This is a genomic window from Paraburkholderia sp. SIMBA_027, from assembly GCF_046535315.1.
Taxonomy (GTDB): Bacteria; Pseudomonadota; Gammaproteobacteria; order Burkholderiales; family Burkholderiaceae; genus Paraburkholderia; species Paraburkholderia tropica.
Genome location: NZ_JAWRWY010000002.1, coordinates 136277 through 153216 on the forward strand (window position 1 = coordinate 136277; position 16940 = coordinate 153216).

General features: G+C 65.1%; 16 protein-coding genes. 5 read left to right on the forward strand and 11 right to left on the reverse strand.

Annotation, left to right across the window (positions count from 1 at the left end; translation table 11 throughout):
• Positions 1-39: 39 nt before the first annotated feature.
• Positions 40-1626, reverse strand: a complete 1587-nt coding sequence (locus SB764_RS03620; protein ID WP_065058914.1) for a sensor domain-containing diguanylate cyclase — start codon at positions 1624-1626, stop codon at positions 40-42.
• Between the two features lie 255 nt (positions 1627-1881).
• Here SB764_RS03620 and SB764_RS03625 point away from each other — a divergent pair, with 255 nt between their 5' ends.
• From SB764_RS03625 to SB764_RS03640, 4 genes are all read left to right on the forward strand, one after another.
• Positions 1882-3612 (forward strand): LuxR C-terminal-related transcriptional regulator, encoded by a 1731-nt coding sequence (locus SB764_RS03625; protein ID WP_410862692.1) that lies wholly within the window; start codon positions 1882-1884, stop codon positions 3610-3612.
• A 334-nt stretch (positions 3613-3946) separates the two neighbouring features.
• A complete protein-coding gene (locus tag SB764_RS03630; RefSeq protein ID WP_410862694.1) occupies positions 3947-7381 on the forward strand; it encodes a YadA-like family protein in 3435 nt (1144 codons plus the stop codon).
• An 87-nt stretch (positions 7382-7468) separates the two neighbouring features.
• Complete coding sequence (locus SB764_RS03635; protein ID WP_074985730.1) at positions 7469-7780, forward strand: hypothetical protein; 312 nt, start codon at positions 7469-7471, stop codon at positions 7778-7780.
• Positions 7781-7840: 60 nt separating this feature from the next.
• Positions 7841-8425 (forward strand): hypothetical protein, encoded by a 585-nt coding sequence (locus SB764_RS03640; protein ID WP_065058911.1) that lies wholly within the window; start codon positions 7841-7843, stop codon positions 8423-8425.
• A 51-nt stretch (positions 8426-8476) separates the two neighbouring features.
• Here the strand turns inward: SB764_RS03640 and SB764_RS03645 are convergent, their stop codons facing one another.
• The 8 genes from SB764_RS03645 to SB764_RS03680 form a co-directional block, all read right to left on the reverse strand.
• Complete coding sequence (locus SB764_RS03645) at positions 8477-8821, reverse strand: cupin domain-containing protein (RefSeq protein WP_110328155.1); 345 nt, start codon at positions 8819-8821, stop codon at positions 8477-8479.
• 103 nt (positions 8822-8924) lie between these two features.
• Positions 8925-9356, reverse strand: coding sequence for an OsmC family protein (locus tag SB764_RS03650; RefSeq protein ID WP_065058909.1), 432 nt, complete (start codon positions 9354-9356; stop codon positions 8925-8927).
• A gap of 89 nt (positions 9357-9445) precedes the next feature.
• A complete protein-coding gene (locus tag SB764_RS03655; RefSeq protein WP_321892575.1) occupies positions 9446-10234 on the reverse strand; it encodes a c-type cytochrome in 789 nt (262 codons plus the stop codon).
• Positions 10231-11856, reverse strand: coding sequence for a cbb3-type cytochrome c oxidase subunit I (locus SB764_RS03660; protein ID WP_065058907.1), 1626 nt, complete (start codon positions 11854-11856; stop codon positions 10231-10233). The genes SB764_RS03655 and SB764_RS03660 overlap by 4 nt, the downstream gene beginning before the upstream one ends.
• Positions 11846-12421, reverse strand: a complete 576-nt coding sequence (locus SB764_RS03665) for a cytochrome C oxidase subunit II (protein WP_065058965.1) — start codon at positions 12419-12421, stop codon at positions 11846-11848. Before SB764_RS03665 ends, SB764_RS03660 begins: the two co-directional genes overlap by 11 nt.
• Before the next feature lie 15 nt (positions 12422-12436).
• A complete protein-coding gene (locus tag SB764_RS03670; protein WP_065058906.1) occupies positions 12437-12619 on the reverse strand; it encodes a hypothetical protein in 183 nt (60 codons plus the stop codon).
• Between the two features lie 7 nt (positions 12620-12626).
• Positions 12627-13901, reverse strand: coding sequence for a c-type cytochrome (locus SB764_RS03675; protein WP_065058964.1), 1275 nt, complete (start codon positions 13899-13901; stop codon positions 12627-12629).
• A gap of 103 nt (positions 13902-14004) precedes the next feature.
• Positions 14005-14610, reverse strand: coding sequence for a c-type cytochrome (locus SB764_RS03680; protein WP_410862882.1), 606 nt, complete (start codon positions 14608-14610; stop codon positions 14005-14007).
• Between the two features lie 611 nt (positions 14611-15221).
• Between SB764_RS03680 and SB764_RS03685 the strand changes: the two genes are divergently transcribed.
• Complete coding sequence (locus tag SB764_RS03685; protein ID WP_065058905.1) at positions 15222-15962, forward strand: FadR/GntR family transcriptional regulator; 741 nt, start codon at positions 15222-15224, stop codon at positions 15960-15962.
• Between the two features lie 58 nt (positions 15963-16020).
• Here the strand turns inward: SB764_RS03685 and SB764_RS03690 are convergent, their stop codons facing one another.
• Together SB764_RS03690 and SB764_RS03695 are read right to left on the reverse strand one after the other, a co-directional pair.
• Positions 16021-16305 (reverse strand): XRE family transcriptional regulator, encoded by a 285-nt coding sequence (locus SB764_RS03690; protein ID WP_065058904.1) that lies wholly within the window; start codon positions 16303-16305, stop codon positions 16021-16023.
• A 26-nt stretch (positions 16306-16331) separates the two neighbouring features.
• The gene (locus SB764_RS03695; RefSeq protein ID WP_260183600.1) at positions 16332-16691 is read right to left on the reverse strand and encodes a type II toxin-antitoxin system RelE/ParE family toxin; all 360 of its coding nucleotides are present in this window, start codon (positions 16689-16691) and stop codon (positions 16332-16334) included.
• Positions 16692-16940: the final 249 nt, after the last annotated feature.

Genomic DNA, 16940 nt, shown 5'->3' on the forward strand with positions numbered 1-16940 from the left:
GCGCGCTCCCGGGCGCGCTTTTTTATTTGATCGCGACGTTCAGTTCGCGCTGTTGCCGATCAACGAATCGCGCGGATCGGGCGGCGCGCCTTCGAACACCGTTGCCTTGACCTGATTGCGGCCTGCTTCCTTGGCGGCGTAGAGCGCCTCGTCGGCGGCGCGCAACAGCGCGTGAGCGCCGGTGGCCTCGCGCGGCGTGCAGGTCGCGCAACCCACGCTCACGGTCACCGAGCCGTGCTCGCTATGGCCATGCGCGATGCCGAGCGCCGCCACGTTCTCGCGAATCTGCTGCGCGATCTTCCACGCGCCATCGGCGGGCGTGCCGGACAGCACCACCGCGAATTCCTCGCCGCCGTAACGCGCCACCATATCCGTCGCGCGCTGCACGGTCGCGCCGATGGCGTGCGCCACGGCGGCGAGCACTTCGTCGCCGGCCGCGTGACCGTAGAAGTCGTTGAACAGCTTGAAGCGGTCGATGTCGATAAACAGGATCGAAAGCGGCTGCTCGGCGCGGCGCGCGCGCTGCCATTCTTCCACGAGCCGCAGATCGAGCGCGCGACGGTTCGACAGCCCGGTGAGCGCGTCGGTGACGGACAGGCGTTTCAGTTCCGATTCCGCGCGCAGCCGCGAGCGCAAACCGAACGCGAGCAGCCACGACGAAAGCGCGACGAACGCGCCGAACGCAATCGAAGTCGGTTCGTAAACGGCGACGCGCTCGCGCCAGCGCACGAGCGTGTCGTCGAGTGCGGGCGCGACCACCACGGTCAGCGAAGCGTGCGGCACGCGTTGATACGTGTAGATGCGCGTCGTGCCGTCCTCGTCGTCGCGCGCGACGAAGGAACCCGAACTCGATTTCAGCATGGGCGCGATCTGGCGCTGCGAGGCGAGATTCGTGCCCACGTCGTAATCGGAATACGGTTTGCGTGCGAGCAGCGTGCCGTCGTCGAGCATGATGAAGACGTTGCCGTTCGGCCCCACGTCGATGCGATTGAACAGTTGCTGGAAATACGCGAGCCGCAAGGTGAGCAGCACGACACCGCCGAACTCGCCTTCGTAGTCGCTGATACGGCGCGACAGGCCGATCGCATACTGGCCGTCGTTGACGCGCGAGCGGAACGGATCGGAAATGTACATGCCCTGCGAGCGGCTGCGTTCCTGGGCGCGGAAGTAGTCGCGGTCGGCGAGATTCACATTCGGGTAGGCGCGCCCGTCCTGCGAATCGACCACGTGCCCGCGCGCGTCGGCGTACAGCGCGCCGTCGATATAAAGCGCGCCCGCGATACGGCCGAACAGCACCGTGCGGCGCAGGTCGGGCGGCAGCGTCGCCGTGCGTGGATCGCGGATCGACGCGACGGCGTCCGAGAGAATCAGGTCGTACAGGCCCAGATTGGTTTCGAGGTGGCTCGAAATCAGCGCGGTCAGCATGGTGGAGGTTCGTTGCGCATTTTGCAGCGCTTGCTGCCGTTGTTGCGAAAAACCGATAAAGGCGATCGCGACGATGGCGAAGCCGACGAACGTCCCGGCGCTGCCGAGCACGAACGGATGCTCGCCGAGCCAGCGAAAGAGGTACAGATACGCCGCGCGAACACGGGCGGCCGTGGATCGGTAAAGCGACTGGAACGTCATGCAGGCTCTCCGTGGCGCGGTCTGCGTGACCACGTTCAGCCATGGTGCCGTAGCGGCGCTGGAGAGGGAAGCTAAGTGGCCTAAAACATGCCGCTTGCATGGCATCGCCATTCAACGCGATGAAACAATCAGTTTAACGAACTAATCATCGATTGCTAACGTTGCAACATTCGCGGTGTTCGCGCTCAGCGAGTGGGGCGATTTTGCGAAACGGTCATAGAATCGAGCACGGAGACAGCGACCTGGAGGAGCAGCATGGCCAGCGTGATCGTAGCGAGCGGTCAACCGGTTGAACGCGCGGCGCTCAGCGAACTGGTGCGCGCGGCGGGCCATCAGGTGACGGGAGAGGCCGAGAGCGGGCAGCGGGCGTTGCAGTTGCTGCGCGAGGTCGAGCCTGAATTGCTGGTGCTGGCCACCCATCTGCCGAAGATCAGCGGCGTGGAAGTGTTGCGGCGTCTGCGGGCGAAAGGCACGCGCACGAAAATCCTGCTGTACGGAGAAGAAACGGCCGCGCATTTCATCCAGAGCTGCTATGAGGCGGGCGCGGACGGATTCATCGGCAAACAGGAGGAGCCGGGCGAATTGCGCCGCGCGATGAATGGCGTGCTCACGGGACACCGCTATTTTCCTGCGTTCGAATCCGAGTTCGCGGGCACGCGCAAACGCGTCGATTCCGCCGGCCCGCTCTCGGTGCTCTCGCCGCGCGAATTGAGCATTCTCACTTATCTGGCGCGCGGTTTTCCCAACATCGCCATCGCTCAGGAATTGTCGATCAGCGAGAAGACGGTGAGTGCGCATCGGAGTCATCTGCGCCGCAAGCTCAATGCGGAATCGCTGGTCGAACTCGCCGATATTGCGCGCAAGGCCGGCTTGCTCGGCGAATCCGCACGCGCCGGGATCGCGCCGACGGAAACGTTTCAGGCGAGCGAGCACGACGTTTCGATGCTGCGGGCGATGCTCGACGGCACGCCATTGCCGCTGCATGTGCGCGATCTCAATGGCCGTCTCGTTGCGTGCAATGACGCTTTCCTGAAACTGCACGACACGACGTTCGACGCCGTTGCCGGTACGCGTTTCAGCGATCTTCCATCGATCGGAACGGAGACCGCGATCGAACTGGAACGTCGCTACCGTGCGCGCGTGTCGCTCGGCACGCCCGCGCGCACCGATCGCGAAGTGGTCATGCACGGTCGTCGCGCGATGCTGCATAGCTGGGCGACGCCGTATCGCGGCACGGACGGCGAATTGCTCGGCATGGTGGTCGGCACGATCGACGTCACGGGGCGCGAGGACATGCTGCGCGCGTTGTCGATCGAGCGCGATAACGCGGCCGGCGTCGCGGAAGGCATGGGCCGCCTGCTGGGCGCACTCTGCGACGAAATGCAACCGCTCGCCGGACTGCTGGAGACGGCAGCCGCGATGTTCGACAGCGGCACGGCAACGGCGGAGCAGCGCGCGTTTGCCTCGCGCCTGAGCGAAGCGATTCCACGCGTGGAGCATCTCACGCGCAACGTGAAGGATCTGATCGCGCTGGAGCAGGGCGAGCAGGCGCTCGAACAGGCGCCCGCGCGTCCCGCCGATCTCGTGCGCGAAGCCGCGCAAGCGGAACAGGCCGACGCGCGCCGTTACGGTTGCACGCTGGCCGTGCGCGTGACTGGCGACGCCACGGTGTCCGCGCTGCTGGATCGAGGCCGGATGATCAATCTCGCCCGTCTGCTCGTGCGCCGCGAAATGCTGCAAAGTCCGGGCTGCACGGTCGACATTCATCTCACTGTCGCTCCGATGGTGCCGGGCGGCGCGTATCGCCTCACGATCGACATCGAGCCTTCGGCGGGGACAGCCGCGCCACTCCCTGTCGTCGAAGCCGGCAATCAGGTCGGCTTTCTCGTGTGCCGGCACATGGCCGAATTCATGCACGGCTCGCTGCAACTGCACGCCGGTGCGCGCCGGGGCACCACCTGGCGGCTCGTCGCGTCCGCTGAATAAGGCCGCGCGCCGCGCCGGCGACCCGCAGTATTGTCTGCCCGGCACCGCAGTATTTTCCTGGTTTCGCCCCTCCGTTGGCCTTTTCCGTCGAGCACAGCATTGTCCTGGGCGCGACTCAGTATTCGCTCATATTTCCCGATCGCTCCGGCCTCTATCGTTACATCCAGACGCAACGAGCGCATGCATCCGCCAGGCGATACCTCGCCAGACACATGCAGCGCCACCGCAATCCGTCTTCGTTGTAGCGAGCGAGTAGGCAGGGTTTTCTCGCGATGCAGGGCATCGCACGGCTGCTCCCGCTCACGTCACTTCACTCGACATTCGGGAGTCCGTAATGAACAAGATCTATCGATCCATCTGGAACGCCTCCACACAAACGTGGACGGCTGCGCAGGAAAACGCCCACGCGCACGGCAAGCATTCGGCGCGGCGGGCGCTGACGGTGGCCATGCTGGCCGCTGTCGCCGCACTGGGCAGCGGCGGCGCGTGGGCCACGCCCGCGCCCGGCGGGCAGGGCAATACCGGCATCTTCGTCAATGACGTCTCGACCGGCGGCTGCATCGCGGCTTATGACGCGGGCAGCGGAACCGGCGGCGGTCAGGGCAATCAGTGGTTCGGCATCAACGCCAGCAACTACCCGGGGCAGCTCCAATATTGCAGCGCGGGCGACAAGGCCACGCAAACGAAGCGCGTGCTGTTCTATGGCGCCACGGTCAACGATCAGGATCCCGGCATCGTCGGCAGCGATTCACTCACGCTCGGCAACGAGCTGTATGTGAACGGCGGCCGCATCGTGCTCAACGATCAGATTCGCGGCACGGGCTCCCTCGCGATCGGCAACGAAGCTACCTTCGCCAACGGCGCGAACAGCGTGGCGATCGGCAATCGCGCCTTCACGGCTGGCGCGGCGGCGAATTCAATTGCGATCGGCACGAGCGCTCAGGCCAACGCGGCCAACAGCGTGGCGCTGGGCGCGAACAGCGTCACGTCGATGAACGCCGCCGCCGAGGCTTACGCGCCGACAGCGGAAGCGATGGCGAAACTCGCGGGCCTGACGCCCGTGGGCGAAGTCTCGGTGGGCTCTTCCGGCGTGGCCATGACCAGCACCGAACGTCGCATCACCAACCTCGCGGCCGGCGCCGAAGATACCGACGCCGTGAACGTCTCGCAGTTGAAGAGCGTGGCCGACCTGATCGACAGCAACAGCACGCATTACTACAGCGTGAACGACAACGGCACGCCGCAAGGCAATTACAGCAACGAGGGCGCAATCGCGCCTCACTCGCTCGCGGCCGGCGTCAATGCCAGCGTCAGCAGCTCGAATTCGGTGGCGATGGGCGACGGCGCAACCGTGTCGACCAAAGCGGACGACTCCGTGGCGGTGGGCAGCCAGGCGCAAAGCAATGCCAGATCGTCGGTCGCCGTGGGCGCGAACGCCGTGGTCGGGACCGAGGCGACGAACAGCGTCGCGCTCGGCAGCAACAGCGCAGTCGCCGCGGGCACGACCCATGCAACGGCGCTCGGATCCGGCGCATCGGTGAACGGGACGCGCGGCGTCGCGGTGGGTTCCGGCGCACAATCCCTTGCGGCCAACACCGTGGCAATCGGCGCAGGCGCGGTTGCGTCCGGGACGAACGACGTCGCGCTCGGTCGCGGGTCGGTGGCGAACGGCGCCGTCGGCACCAGCGGCGCGAACGTGGGCGGCAAGAGCGTGACGTTCGCAGGCGCGACGCCTCAGGGCACCGTGAGCGTGGGCGCGCAAGGCGCTGAACGTACGATCACGAACGTCGCTGCCGGCCGCCTCAGCGGCACGAGCACCGACGCCATCAACGGTTCACAACTGCACGCGACCAATCAGGTCGTCGACGAGCACGCAACGGCCATTACGGATCTCGATGGCCGCGTGACCACGGTCGAAGGTGGCGTGACGCGCCTCGGCGACACGATCACGAACATCGCGGGCGATACGAGCGAAACCTACACGAACGCGAATGGCATCGGTATTCGCTACGCGCGCACCAACGAGCAGGGCCTTGCGAAAGCGGACGCCTATGCCAGCGGCGAAGGCAGCACGGCAGTCGGTTATGAAGCCGCGGCGCAAGGCAATTCGAGCCTCGCGTTGGGCCGCAATGCGATGGCCGCGCACGCAAACAGCGTCGCGCTCGGCTCGAACGCGGTGACGGACACGGCGTTCGGCACGGCGGGCGGCACAGTCGGCGGCGTTTATCGCGGCTATGCGGGCTCCGCGCCGGTCGGCACGGTAAGCGTGGGCGGCGCAGACAGTGAACGCACGATCACGAACGTTGCGGCGGGCCGCGTGGACGATCAAAGCACCGACGCCATCAACGGTTCGCAGTTGCACGCCACGAATCTGGCCGTCAACAAGAACACCAGCGACATCACGAATCTGCAGGGCGACATCGGCAACGCGGTGATGTACGACTCGCCGGCGCGTGACTCCGTGACGCTGGGCGGCCCGGGCGCGAGCAGCAAAGTGCGCCTGAGCAACGTGGCCGAAGGCGAAGTCAACGAAAACAGCACCGATGCGATCAACGGTTCGCAGCTTTATCAGACTCGCCAGAGCATCACGAATCTCGATGGCCGCGTGACGAATGTCGAAGGCGACATCACCAACCTGACCACCAACATCGACAACGTCTACATGGGCGGCACGAAGTACTTCCACGCCAACTCGACCGGCGTCGACTCGCAGGCCGTCGGTCAGGACAGCGTCGCGATCGGCATGGGCGCACGTGCGAACCACGCGAACGATGTGGCGCTGGGCGCGGGTTCGTCGACCTCGTATGCGGTATCCACGCCGGGCGCGGTGTTCGGCAACAGCTACTACAACTTCGCGGGCGCCAACCCGACGGGCACGGTGAGCGTGGGCGCGCAAGGCAGCGAACGCACCATCACGAACGTCGCGGCGGGCCAGGTCAGCGCGGACAGCACCGACGCCATCAACGGCTCGCAGCTCTATGCGGTGGGCCAGGCGATCGGCGACCTCAACGCGAGCGTCACGCAGGCGACCGAAGGCACGGTGAAGTACGACCGCAACCCCGACGGCACGATCAACTACAACAGCGTCACGCTGCAAGGCGAGGGCGGCGAGAAAACCTCCATCCATAACGTGGCGACGGGCGTGGAAGGCTCCGATGCGGTGAACGTCGATCAGCTCAACCAGGCCGTGAGCGGCATCACCGACAACCTCAGCGCGGCTGCCAATCCGTTCTTCACGGCCGATGGCGATCGCAATGCCGAAGCCGCGAGCGCGACCGGCGATCACGCAACGGCGATGGGCGCGAACGCCCAGGCGAGCGCGGCGAACTCGGTGGCGGTCGGCGCGGGCTCGGTGGCGGACCGCGCGAACACGGTCTCCGTGGGGACCGCGGGCAACGAGCGGCAGATCACCAATGTCGCGCCCGGCACGGTCGGCACCGACGCCGTGAATCTGAATCAGCTCAACAACATGGGCGCGCAGGCGAATCAGTACACCGACAAGCGCGTGAACATGCTGGGCGACCAGGTGAACCGCGTGGCGCGCGATGCGTACTCGGGCGTCGCGGCAGCAACCGCGCTCTCGATGATCCCGGACGTGGACCTCGGCAAGTCGATCTCGGTCGGCGTCGGTGGCGGCACGTATCGCGGCTATCAGGCCATGGCGATCGGCGGCACGGCGCGCGTCACCCAGAACATCAAGCTGCGCGCGGGCGCGGGCGTGAGTTCGGGCGGCACCACGGTGGGCGTTGGCGCTTCGTATCAGTGGTAACGATCGGGCGGCGCTCGGCGCCGTCACCCCGTCAAAACCCAAATAGTCTGGAACCCGAATTAATTAATCCGATTTTACGAGTCAATCATGAAACATCACATTCTCTTCTGCGCAATCGGTCTCGCGCTTCTTGCGGGCTGCTCCAGCGCATCGGGCCCGGCACACAACCTCGACGTCATGACGTCGACACAAGGTGCGCCGGTTTATCGGGTGCAGTGTCAGGGCCTCTTTTCCAGTAGCCGGACCTGCATGAAGCAAGCGGAAAAGATCTGTGGCGAAGGGGCAGTGAACCTCGTCTCGACGATCGACAAGGCCGCTTCAGGCACCGAGGCCAGCGGCGATCCGCGCGAGCTGACCTTCACCTGCGCGGCACACAAGGCCGCACCTGTAGTGCAGTAAATCGCAGTTTGAGCGGGCGCGCCGCGTCCGCCATGTTCAATCAATCATCAGGAGTCTAAAATGAAATCCGCTACCCTCAAGCTCATCTCGATCAGCACCGCCATGTTGCTCGGCGTCGCGCCGGTTCTTCCGGCTGCCGCCTCCGACTTCACCGCCGACGCGACACAAAGCGTCGTCGCGCAGGCCGCTGCCGTGCCGCTGAAAGGCCGCGTCACCTCGGTCGACGTCACGAGCCGCACGATGACCGTGCTCGGCGAGCATGGCAAGGAAGTGCGTCTGCCGCTCGTCATGCGTCCCGACGACAAGACGCTGCCGCAAGTGGGCGATGCGATTGCGCTGCAATACAAGGATGCGCTGGTCGTCGAGCTTCACAAGGTGGCCGCGCAAAGCGACGGCATCCGCAAGCGCGTCGACACCGACGTGTTCCTGCCCACCGCCAGCGGCTACGAAGTCGCGCGTCAGGTGGAAGTCGAGGCGACGGTCCTGCACGTCGACACGCAAGCCCGCAAGGTCACGCTGCGTGGCGCGACACGGCGCTTCGCGATGGACGTGCATCCGGGCGTCGACCTGAAACAGGTCCATCCGGGCGACACGGTGCGGCTGGTCTTCGTCCAGACTTACGCCGTGCAGGATACGCAGGGTTGAGTCAAGGCGCGCAATCGCACGATTGTGCGAAGCGTGAGCGTCTCGCGACGCTCACGCTTTTTTGTCGTCGTGGGCGAGATGGATCGTGACGAGCACCGAGGCGTCGTCGAGGGATTCGAGCGCGTGCGGCACGCCTGCATCGAGCAACAGCATATCGCCCGCGTGCATCGTGCGCGGATCGCCGTTGATGGAAAAACGGATCACGCCTTCGAGACACAGCACGGTGATTTCGCCCGGCGCGCGATGCTCGGGCACCTGCTTGCCCGCGGGCAGCACGAGGCGAATCACTTCGAGCTGCTTCGCGCGGATCAGCGTGGTCGACTTCGCGTTCTTGAGCGCACCGCCTAGCGGGCGGGCGTCGAAGATCTCGCCGGGGGCGGCATGCGGAATGGCCATGATGGGTTCTCTGCGAGACGGAAATCAGCGGTTCGGTGCCGGGGACCGGACCCGAACCGGTCGATCACAAAACATCGCAAAACATCAAACAACACCGCGTGCGTCAGGCGGCCAGGGTCGCCTTCAGCGTGATCTTCGCGTTGTTGGCGAACAGCTTCGACACCGGACAGTTCTCCTTCGCGCCGTTGGCGAGTTCTTCGAACTTCGCCTGGTCGATACCCGGAATCTTCGCGGTCATGTCGAGCTGGCAAGCCGTGATCGAAAAACCTGCGCCGACTTTTTCGAGCGTCACCGTCGACTTCGTTTCGATGCTGTCGGCCTTGAAACCGGCTTCGGTGAGAAAGAGCGAAAACGCCATCGTGAAGCAGCCCGCGTGCGCCGCGCCGATCAGTTCCTCGGGATTGGTGCCGGGGCCACCCTCGAAGCGCGAGGCGAACCCGTAGGGCGCGTCGCGCAACACGCCCGTCTGGGTCGAGATCGAACCCTGACCGTCCTTGATGCCGCCGTGCCATTTGGCGCTAGCCGTCTTTTGCATGATGTTTCTCCGCGTAAGGGTGGGAAGGCGAGTCGCGCAAGCCGCGTGCCTCGGCAGGCGCTCGACGCCCAGTGCTCAGTGCTGATCGCTCAATGCTGCGTGGCGCCTGCGTACCAGGCGGCGGCCGCATCGATTTCGTCGGGCGTCATGTTGCGCGCGATGTTGCGCATCTGCTCGGAAATGTCGTTGTGGCGCGTGCCGTTCGCGAAGGCCGCGAGTTGCGCCTTCGTGTAGACCGCCGGCAAGCCGTCGAGCCACGGGCTGCCGACTTTGTGATCGACGCCGCCGTGGCACGACGCGCACGCCGGAATATTGCGCAGCGGCGCGCCCTGCGAGACGATCTCGGGCGGCTCGCCCTTGAGTTGCACGAACGGCGGCAGCGAGGCGTAATACGCCGCCAGATCGCGCAAATCCTGATCGGACAGATTTTGCGCCATCGGCGACATCACCGCGTTCTGACGCGCGCCGCTCTGGAAGTCGAGCAGTTCCTTGTAGATCACGCTCGCGTACTGGCCCGCCAGATTCGGCGAATTGGCGTCGCTCATGCCATGCGGACCGTGGCACATCGTGCAGCGCAGCGAGAGCGTCGCGCCGCGTCCGATCGAGAGACTGCTCGCGCCGTCGAGCATGTGCGGCGTAAGTTCGACGGTGCTCACCTTGTAGCCGGGCGTCAACGAGGTTTCGTTCTGATGCCACTGGCGCGGCACGCCCGCCGCGCTGCAGATCGCGTTCCAGAGGCCCTGGAAGTTCGGATCGCTTTGTGCAGAAGGCAGCCACACGAAGCCGATCAGCGCGGAGACGAAGAACGCGACGATCGTCGCGCCCACGCTCACGCGGAACCAGGGATTGCGTAACGAGAACAGGCGTTCGTCGCTCATCGCGGCGCTCCAATCGGAATCGCGGGCACGGCGGTGTCGGGTGTCGCGAGCAGTTGCGCGATCGGGTAGCCGTAATTGGCGACCGTGAGGGCGATCATCAGCACGATCCACAACGCGAAGCTGTTGAGCGCGACCGGCAGGCGCGGCGTCTCATGCACGGGCGTGCTGAAGCGGTATTCCTCGGGCGCGGCCGCCTCGCTGCGATGGCCCTGCCAGAGCACCACGAAAAACAGCACGGCCGAGAGTACGAGGATGAAGCCGCCCACCGCCGAGATCGCCACGAGCAGCGCCTGGCCGGCGAGCGCGGGATCGGCGTAATCGAAATACGCCATGCGGCGCGGCATGCCGAGAATGCCGACGAGGTGCCACGGGAAGGTCGTCACGATCATGCCGATGAACCACAGCCACAACTGCCAGCGCATCAGCCGCCAGTTGGTGAGCGCGCGGCCCGTGAGCTGCGGCCACAGATCGTAGGCGATGGCGAAATACATGATGACGATCGCGCCGCCGTAGATCAGGTGGAAGTGGCCCGTGACCCATTGCGTGTTGTGGATCGGCTGGTCGAGCTGGTAGCTCATGTTGATGAGGCCGCCCGCGCCGCCGAAGCCGAGCATCACGAACGAGAACGCCACCGCGAGCATCTGCGGGTTGTGCCACGGCAGCTTCGCGATCCAGCCGAACACGCCCTTGCCGCCGCGCAGCCGGCCCGCGATTTCCACCGATGCGCAGATCGTGAACACCGTAAGCAGCGTCGGCACCGCGACGAGCGCCGTGAACACCGACTGCAGGAACTTGAAGCCCGAGCCGACTTGCGGATCGGTGAAGAGGTGGTGCAGGCCGATCGGCATCGCCACCACGAGGAACAGGATGAAGGAGATGCGCGCCATCGCATCGCTGTAGAGGCGGCCGCCGATCGCGCGCGGAATGATCGTGTAATAGGCGATGTACGCGGGCATCAGCCAGAAGTAGACGATCGCGTGCAGCGTCCACGAGAAGAACACGCGCGCGAGTCCCGCGTCGATGGTGCTGCGCAGACCGAGTGCCACGGGCAGGATCTGGAACAGCACTTCGATGGCCGCGCCGACGGCGGTCCAGCCCCACAGATACGCGCCCGCCACGGTCGCGAACATCGCGAGCGGCACCGGCTTGCCGCGGTTGTCGCGCTTCCACGCCGCGAGGTTCACGCCCATCAACGCGACCCAGACCCACGAACCCACCACCACGAGCACGACGCCGAGGTAATAGAACACGCTGCCGATCATCGGCGGATAAAAGGTGTAGAGCACCGAGGCGCGGCCGAGCGCGACCGGCACGCTCGCCGTGACCGAGCCGAGCGTGAGCAGGATGAAGCCGAGCCACGCCCAGCGCACGCCGACCAGCGGCTTTTTCAGCGCGAGTTCGGTGACGGCGTAGCCGAAGCCCATCGCGATGAGCGTGGGAAACGCGTAGCCCATCACGGTGCCGTGCTCGGTGACGGAGCGGTAGTAAAGCTCGGGGTCTTTGAGCCATGGATGCAGCGGGCTGCGCACGAGCATCTGCCACGCGCCCAGCACGAGCGCGACGCCGAACAGCACGAAGGCGAGCCAGAAATGGGCGAGCACGAGGCGCTTGTTATTTAACACAGCTGAGTCTCCGCGAATTTCCCGCCTGGTTGGCCAGTTGCATGAACGCGTCGCGATCGATCACCTTCACGTGCGCCCACATGCCCTGGTGGCCCGTGCCGCAATATTCGTGACACGGCATCAGATGGTCGCCGGGCTTGTCGAAGGTGGTGCGGAAGGTGGAGACGTAGCCGGGCTCGACCATCGAATTCAGATTGGTGTCGGTGACGAGAAAACCGTGCACGACGTCGGCGCTGGTGGCGCGGAACGTGATCGGCACGCCCGTCGGCACGACGATGCATTGCGGCGTGAACGAATACTGCTGCGCGAGCACGCGCACGGTCACCGAGCCGTCGGATTCGAGCGCGCTGCCCAGATTGGTTTCGACGAATTCGCCGGACACGTGCAGCGTTTCGGGGTCGATGGTTTCCACGCGCGAAGGCGGCATCATCGCCCAGTGCAGGCCGGTGAACACCACCATCGCCACCAGCAGCAGAACGAGCGCCACCATGAGCGTGGCCCAGCGGCGCTCCACGCGCGCGGCGACGTCGGCGCTGGCATGGGAATCGGTCGGATTCGTGGACATGGATGAGCGGCCCGCTTATTGGATGACGCCGCGAGGCAGGAACACGAGAAAGTAAAACGCGAACCAGATCGCGAACACGATGGCCGTGGCGATGCCCGCGAGCGCGAGCGCGCCGCCCGGACCGCGCCGCACGATCTCGTCGACCTGTTCGTGCTGCGGGCGCTCGCCCGGTTGTTCGGGAACGGAAGTTTCGATCATCGCGGCCTCAGAAAAGCGGCGCCGAACGCAGCGCGTTCACTTCATGTTCGGAAACCGGCGTGCCGTGATTGCCCCACGCCGTGCGGATATAGGTCACGACAGCCGCCACTTCCTCGTCGGAGAGCGATTGCGCGAAGGGCGGCATGCCGTACGGCATCGGATTCTTGCGCGTGCCGGGCGCATAGCCGCCGTTGAGCACCATGCGGATCGGATTCACCGCCGAGTTCATCTGGATCGACTGATTGTTCGCGAGCGGCGGGAAATGCGGCAGCTTGCCCTGACCTTCGGTCGCGTGACACACGGCGCATTGCGCCTCGTAGATCTTCTTGCCGAGCGGCGCGAGACGGTTCGCTTCCTCGGTCACGAAATCGCTTTTCGGCGATTTGTCGACTTCGGACGAATGGCCGGGCAGCGACTTCAGATAGACGGCCACGGCGCGCACGTCGTCTTCGGTCAGATACTGGAAGCTGTCGTAGACGACTTCGGACATCGGCCCATAAACGGCGCCGCGATTCGACACGCCCGCGTGCAGCAGGTCGACGATATCCTCGATGCTCCAGTCGCCCAGACCCGCTTCCTTGTTCGACGTGAGCGACGGCGCATACCAGTTCTGCAACGGAATCAGGCCGCCCTGGAAGGCCTTCGAGGCCGAGTTGCCGCCCAGCGCGTTGATGGCCGTGTGGCACATCGTGCAATGGCCGAGACCTTCGACCAGATACGCGCCGCGATTCCATTCCGCCGATTGTTTCGGATCGGGCTTGAACTCGCCCTCGCGGAAATAGAGCGCGCGCCAGCCGAGCAGCAGCGAGCGCTGGTTATACGGAAAACGCAGCGTGTGCGCGCGATTGGGCTGATGCACGGGCTGCGTCGAAAGCAGGTAGGCGTAGATCGCGTCGGAATCGGCGCGCGTGACCTTGGTGTACGAGGCGAACGGCATCGCGGGATAGAGCAGCGTGCCGTCGCGCGACTTGCCCTCGTGGAGCATGCGATAGAACTCGTCGGCGGTCCAGGCGCCGATGCCATACGTCTTGTCCGACGAAATATTCGGCGTATAGAGCGTGCCGAACGGCGTCTCCATGGGACGGCCGCCGCCGAACATCTGCTGCGACGGCACCGTGTGACACGCAATGCAGTCGCCGGCGCGCGCGAGGTATTCGCCGCGCGCAATCTGCCCGGCGTGGGCGGCGACGGGCTTCGCGTTCGCCGACGCGGCGGCTGCGGCGGCGCTCGCCGCATTGGCGGCATTCGCGGAAGGCGCGGCGGTCTGCGCGCTCGCGCTCAGGGCGAACGCGCAGCACACGGCCAGCGGCGCCAGCAAGGCCGGCAGGCGCGAGGAAAAACGCAGCGAAGTGAGGATTCGATGTTTGCGCACGTCGAGGCCTCGGCTAGTGGGGGACGCTGCCGCAGGCGAGCGGCAGGGGCGCGGGCGGCGCGGGCTTCGGATCGGCGGGCGCCGGCTGCGCGGCCAGCCACGCGGCGATGGCCGTGATGTCGCGTTCGGCGAGATGCGAGGCGATATCGTGCATGCAGTCGGGGCTCGCGGCGCGTCGCGTGCCGTAGCGGAACGCCCCCAGTTGCGCGCTGATGTAATCCGCGTGCAGGCCGACGAGGCCCGGAATGGCCGGCTCCATGCCGGTCAGCCCGGCGCCGTGACAGGCGGCGCACGCGGGCACGTTGCGGTTCGGCGCGCCGTTGAGCACGAGCGACTTGCCGAGCGCGAGCAGCGCGGCGTCGACCTTCGGCGTGGCGGGCGGCGGGTAGGGCGGATGCTGCTGCGCGAAGAATTCCGCGATCTGCTTGAGGTACGCGTCGGGGAGATACGCGAGCAGATAGTTCATCGGCGGATAGCTGCGGCCGCCGTCACGAAACGCGATCAGCTGGTTGTACAGATAACCGGCCGGCTTGCCCGCGAGGCGCGGGAAGTAGTCATTGTCGGTGCCTTCGCCGTGCGCGCCGTGGCAGGCGGCGCAACCCATCACGCGTGCCTGCATCGTATCGGGCGCGGGCTCAGCCGGCGGTGCCGCGAACAGCGGCGCCCAGGGCAGGACGAGCGCGGCAATGAAGAGGACGAAGCGGGTTCTCAATGATTCCCTCGTTGCGGATTGTGGCGACACAAACGCGGTGCGATTCGATATCAGTTGAGGCGTCGTCCGGTGTGGGGCAGCTTTCGTTCTCTTTGGCAGCCGATGTTCCGGCAGTCCGGCGCGCATCCTCTGATCGACATTATCAAGAAAAATGCCGTCGATGCACGTGAAGGTGTGCAAAAAAACTGTAAGTGGAGAAGTGGATTAACAGGTTTGCTAACGACACGATCGTATGTTTGTTTTCGTCTTCAGCATTGGCGGCGAGACAGTGATGCGGTTTTATCGCTGCCTTTTATTCGGATGGCTAATCAATTTTTGACATGATCGATTCGCGTCACTATGCGGGGGGGAGATTCCGCCGAGCGCCGGTTGGGCACGGTTGTCCGATAACTGCCGGCGCGACGCTCCACGCCCGCCAAGCGCTGTTACGCGGCGCTTTTGGCGCGCCAACGCCCGCAAACCATCAGTTGTCCGACGACGTATAATAATTCCCTAAACCGAATGACAAGGAGGGGACGATGGCCGCATCGCTCGCCGCGCCGATACCCGCGCGCAACCGCAACCTGGCCGAGCAGGTCGTCGACTTCATCAACCAGCAGATTGGATCGCGCGCGTTGAAGCCCGGCGACAAGCTGCCCACCGAAAGCAGTCTCATGACGCAACTGGGCGTGAGTCGCACGGTGGTGCGCGAGGCCATTTCGCGGCTGCAGGCCATGTCGGTCATCGAGACCCGGCACGGCATTGGCAGCTTCGTGCTGGAGCCGCGCCGCGAACCGCTCGAACTCGACGTCGTGCCCGCCAGCACGCTCAACGATCTGCTCTCGGTGCTGGAGTTGCGCATCAGCCTGGAGACCGAGTGCGCCGGACTGGCCGCGCAGCGCGCGAGCGAACGCGATCTCGCGAACATCCGCACGGCGCTCGACGCGATCTCGGCGGCAACTCACGCGGGCGGCGACAGCGCAGGCGCGGACCTGGCGTTCCATGTCTCCGTGGCGCGCGCCACCGGCAACCGGTATTTCGTGGACATCCTCACGCAGATGGGCGCCGCGCTCATTCCGCGCCATCGCATTGATTCGGCCGGTATTGCGCACCGCGATCCGAAGACTTACGCCGAACTCGTGAACCGCGAGCACGAAAGCATTTTCGAGGCGATCGCGCGTCAGGACCCCGAGGGCGCGCGCGCGGCCATGCGCATGCATCTGTCGAGCAGCCGCGAACGACTGCGCCGCGCGGCAACGGCGCCTGGCGGCAAGGTCTAATCGCCGTTCGCGCATGACACGCGGCGAAAGCGACGCTCAGGCGATGCTCAGGCAGCGTTCAGGCGCAGAGTTCGAACCTGAACTTCTTCCCGAGCGCGGCGGCGGCGCTGGCCAGCGTGGTGAGCGTGAGGCTGGTGTCGTTCTGGTCGAGCAGGCGGTTGAGCGCCGCGCGGCTCGTTTTCATTTTCGCGGCCATTTGCGTCTTGGTCAGTTGCTGCGCCTTCATTTCCTGCTCGATCTGCCACGCGATCACGCGCTTGATGGCCATGGCCGTCGATTCTTCGAGCAGACCTTCCCCGGCGAGAAAGTCGTCGAAATTTGCGCCGATATGTTTGTTCGTCATGCCGTGCTCCTTGTGCGCGGGGCGCGCTAGCCGTTTTTCAATTGACGTAACCGCTCTCTTGCCAACTCCAGATCGTCTTGTGGCGTGCCGTGCGACTTCTTGATGAAGCCGTGCAGCAGGACGAGGGCGTTGCCCGCGACCGTGAAGAAAACCCGGGCGATGCGCAGCGGCAAATGCACGCGGATCTCCCACAGATCGCGCTCCAGTTTGCGCACGACCGGCATGCCCAGCGGCCAGCCGATCTGCACCACCTTGATTTCCTCGCCGATGGCCTTGCGGTCGGCAGCCTCGAGATCCTTGAGCCATAGCCGAACCGGTTCGTTGCCGGAACCGGTTCGGAAAAAGTGCACGACGAGCGGCGAGAGGTAGCGATTGGGACGATTCAAATGTATCAACATTGGTACGAAATATCAAGCCGATGGAGTTTGATCTTACGTAGCGATGTGATGCGAAAAGACTCGGCCAAATGGCTGGGTCGGCAGCGGAAGTTGATGTGGATGCCGGTTTGATCGGCTGCCCCAGCACGCGGGCAGCGCACGCCAGATGGGCCAAGTAAGTCATCGTACAACTAGGCGAAGTTATCGACTGACCGGCCTTTAATGGGAGCGATGTTGCTTGCTCTGATCGCATTTTCA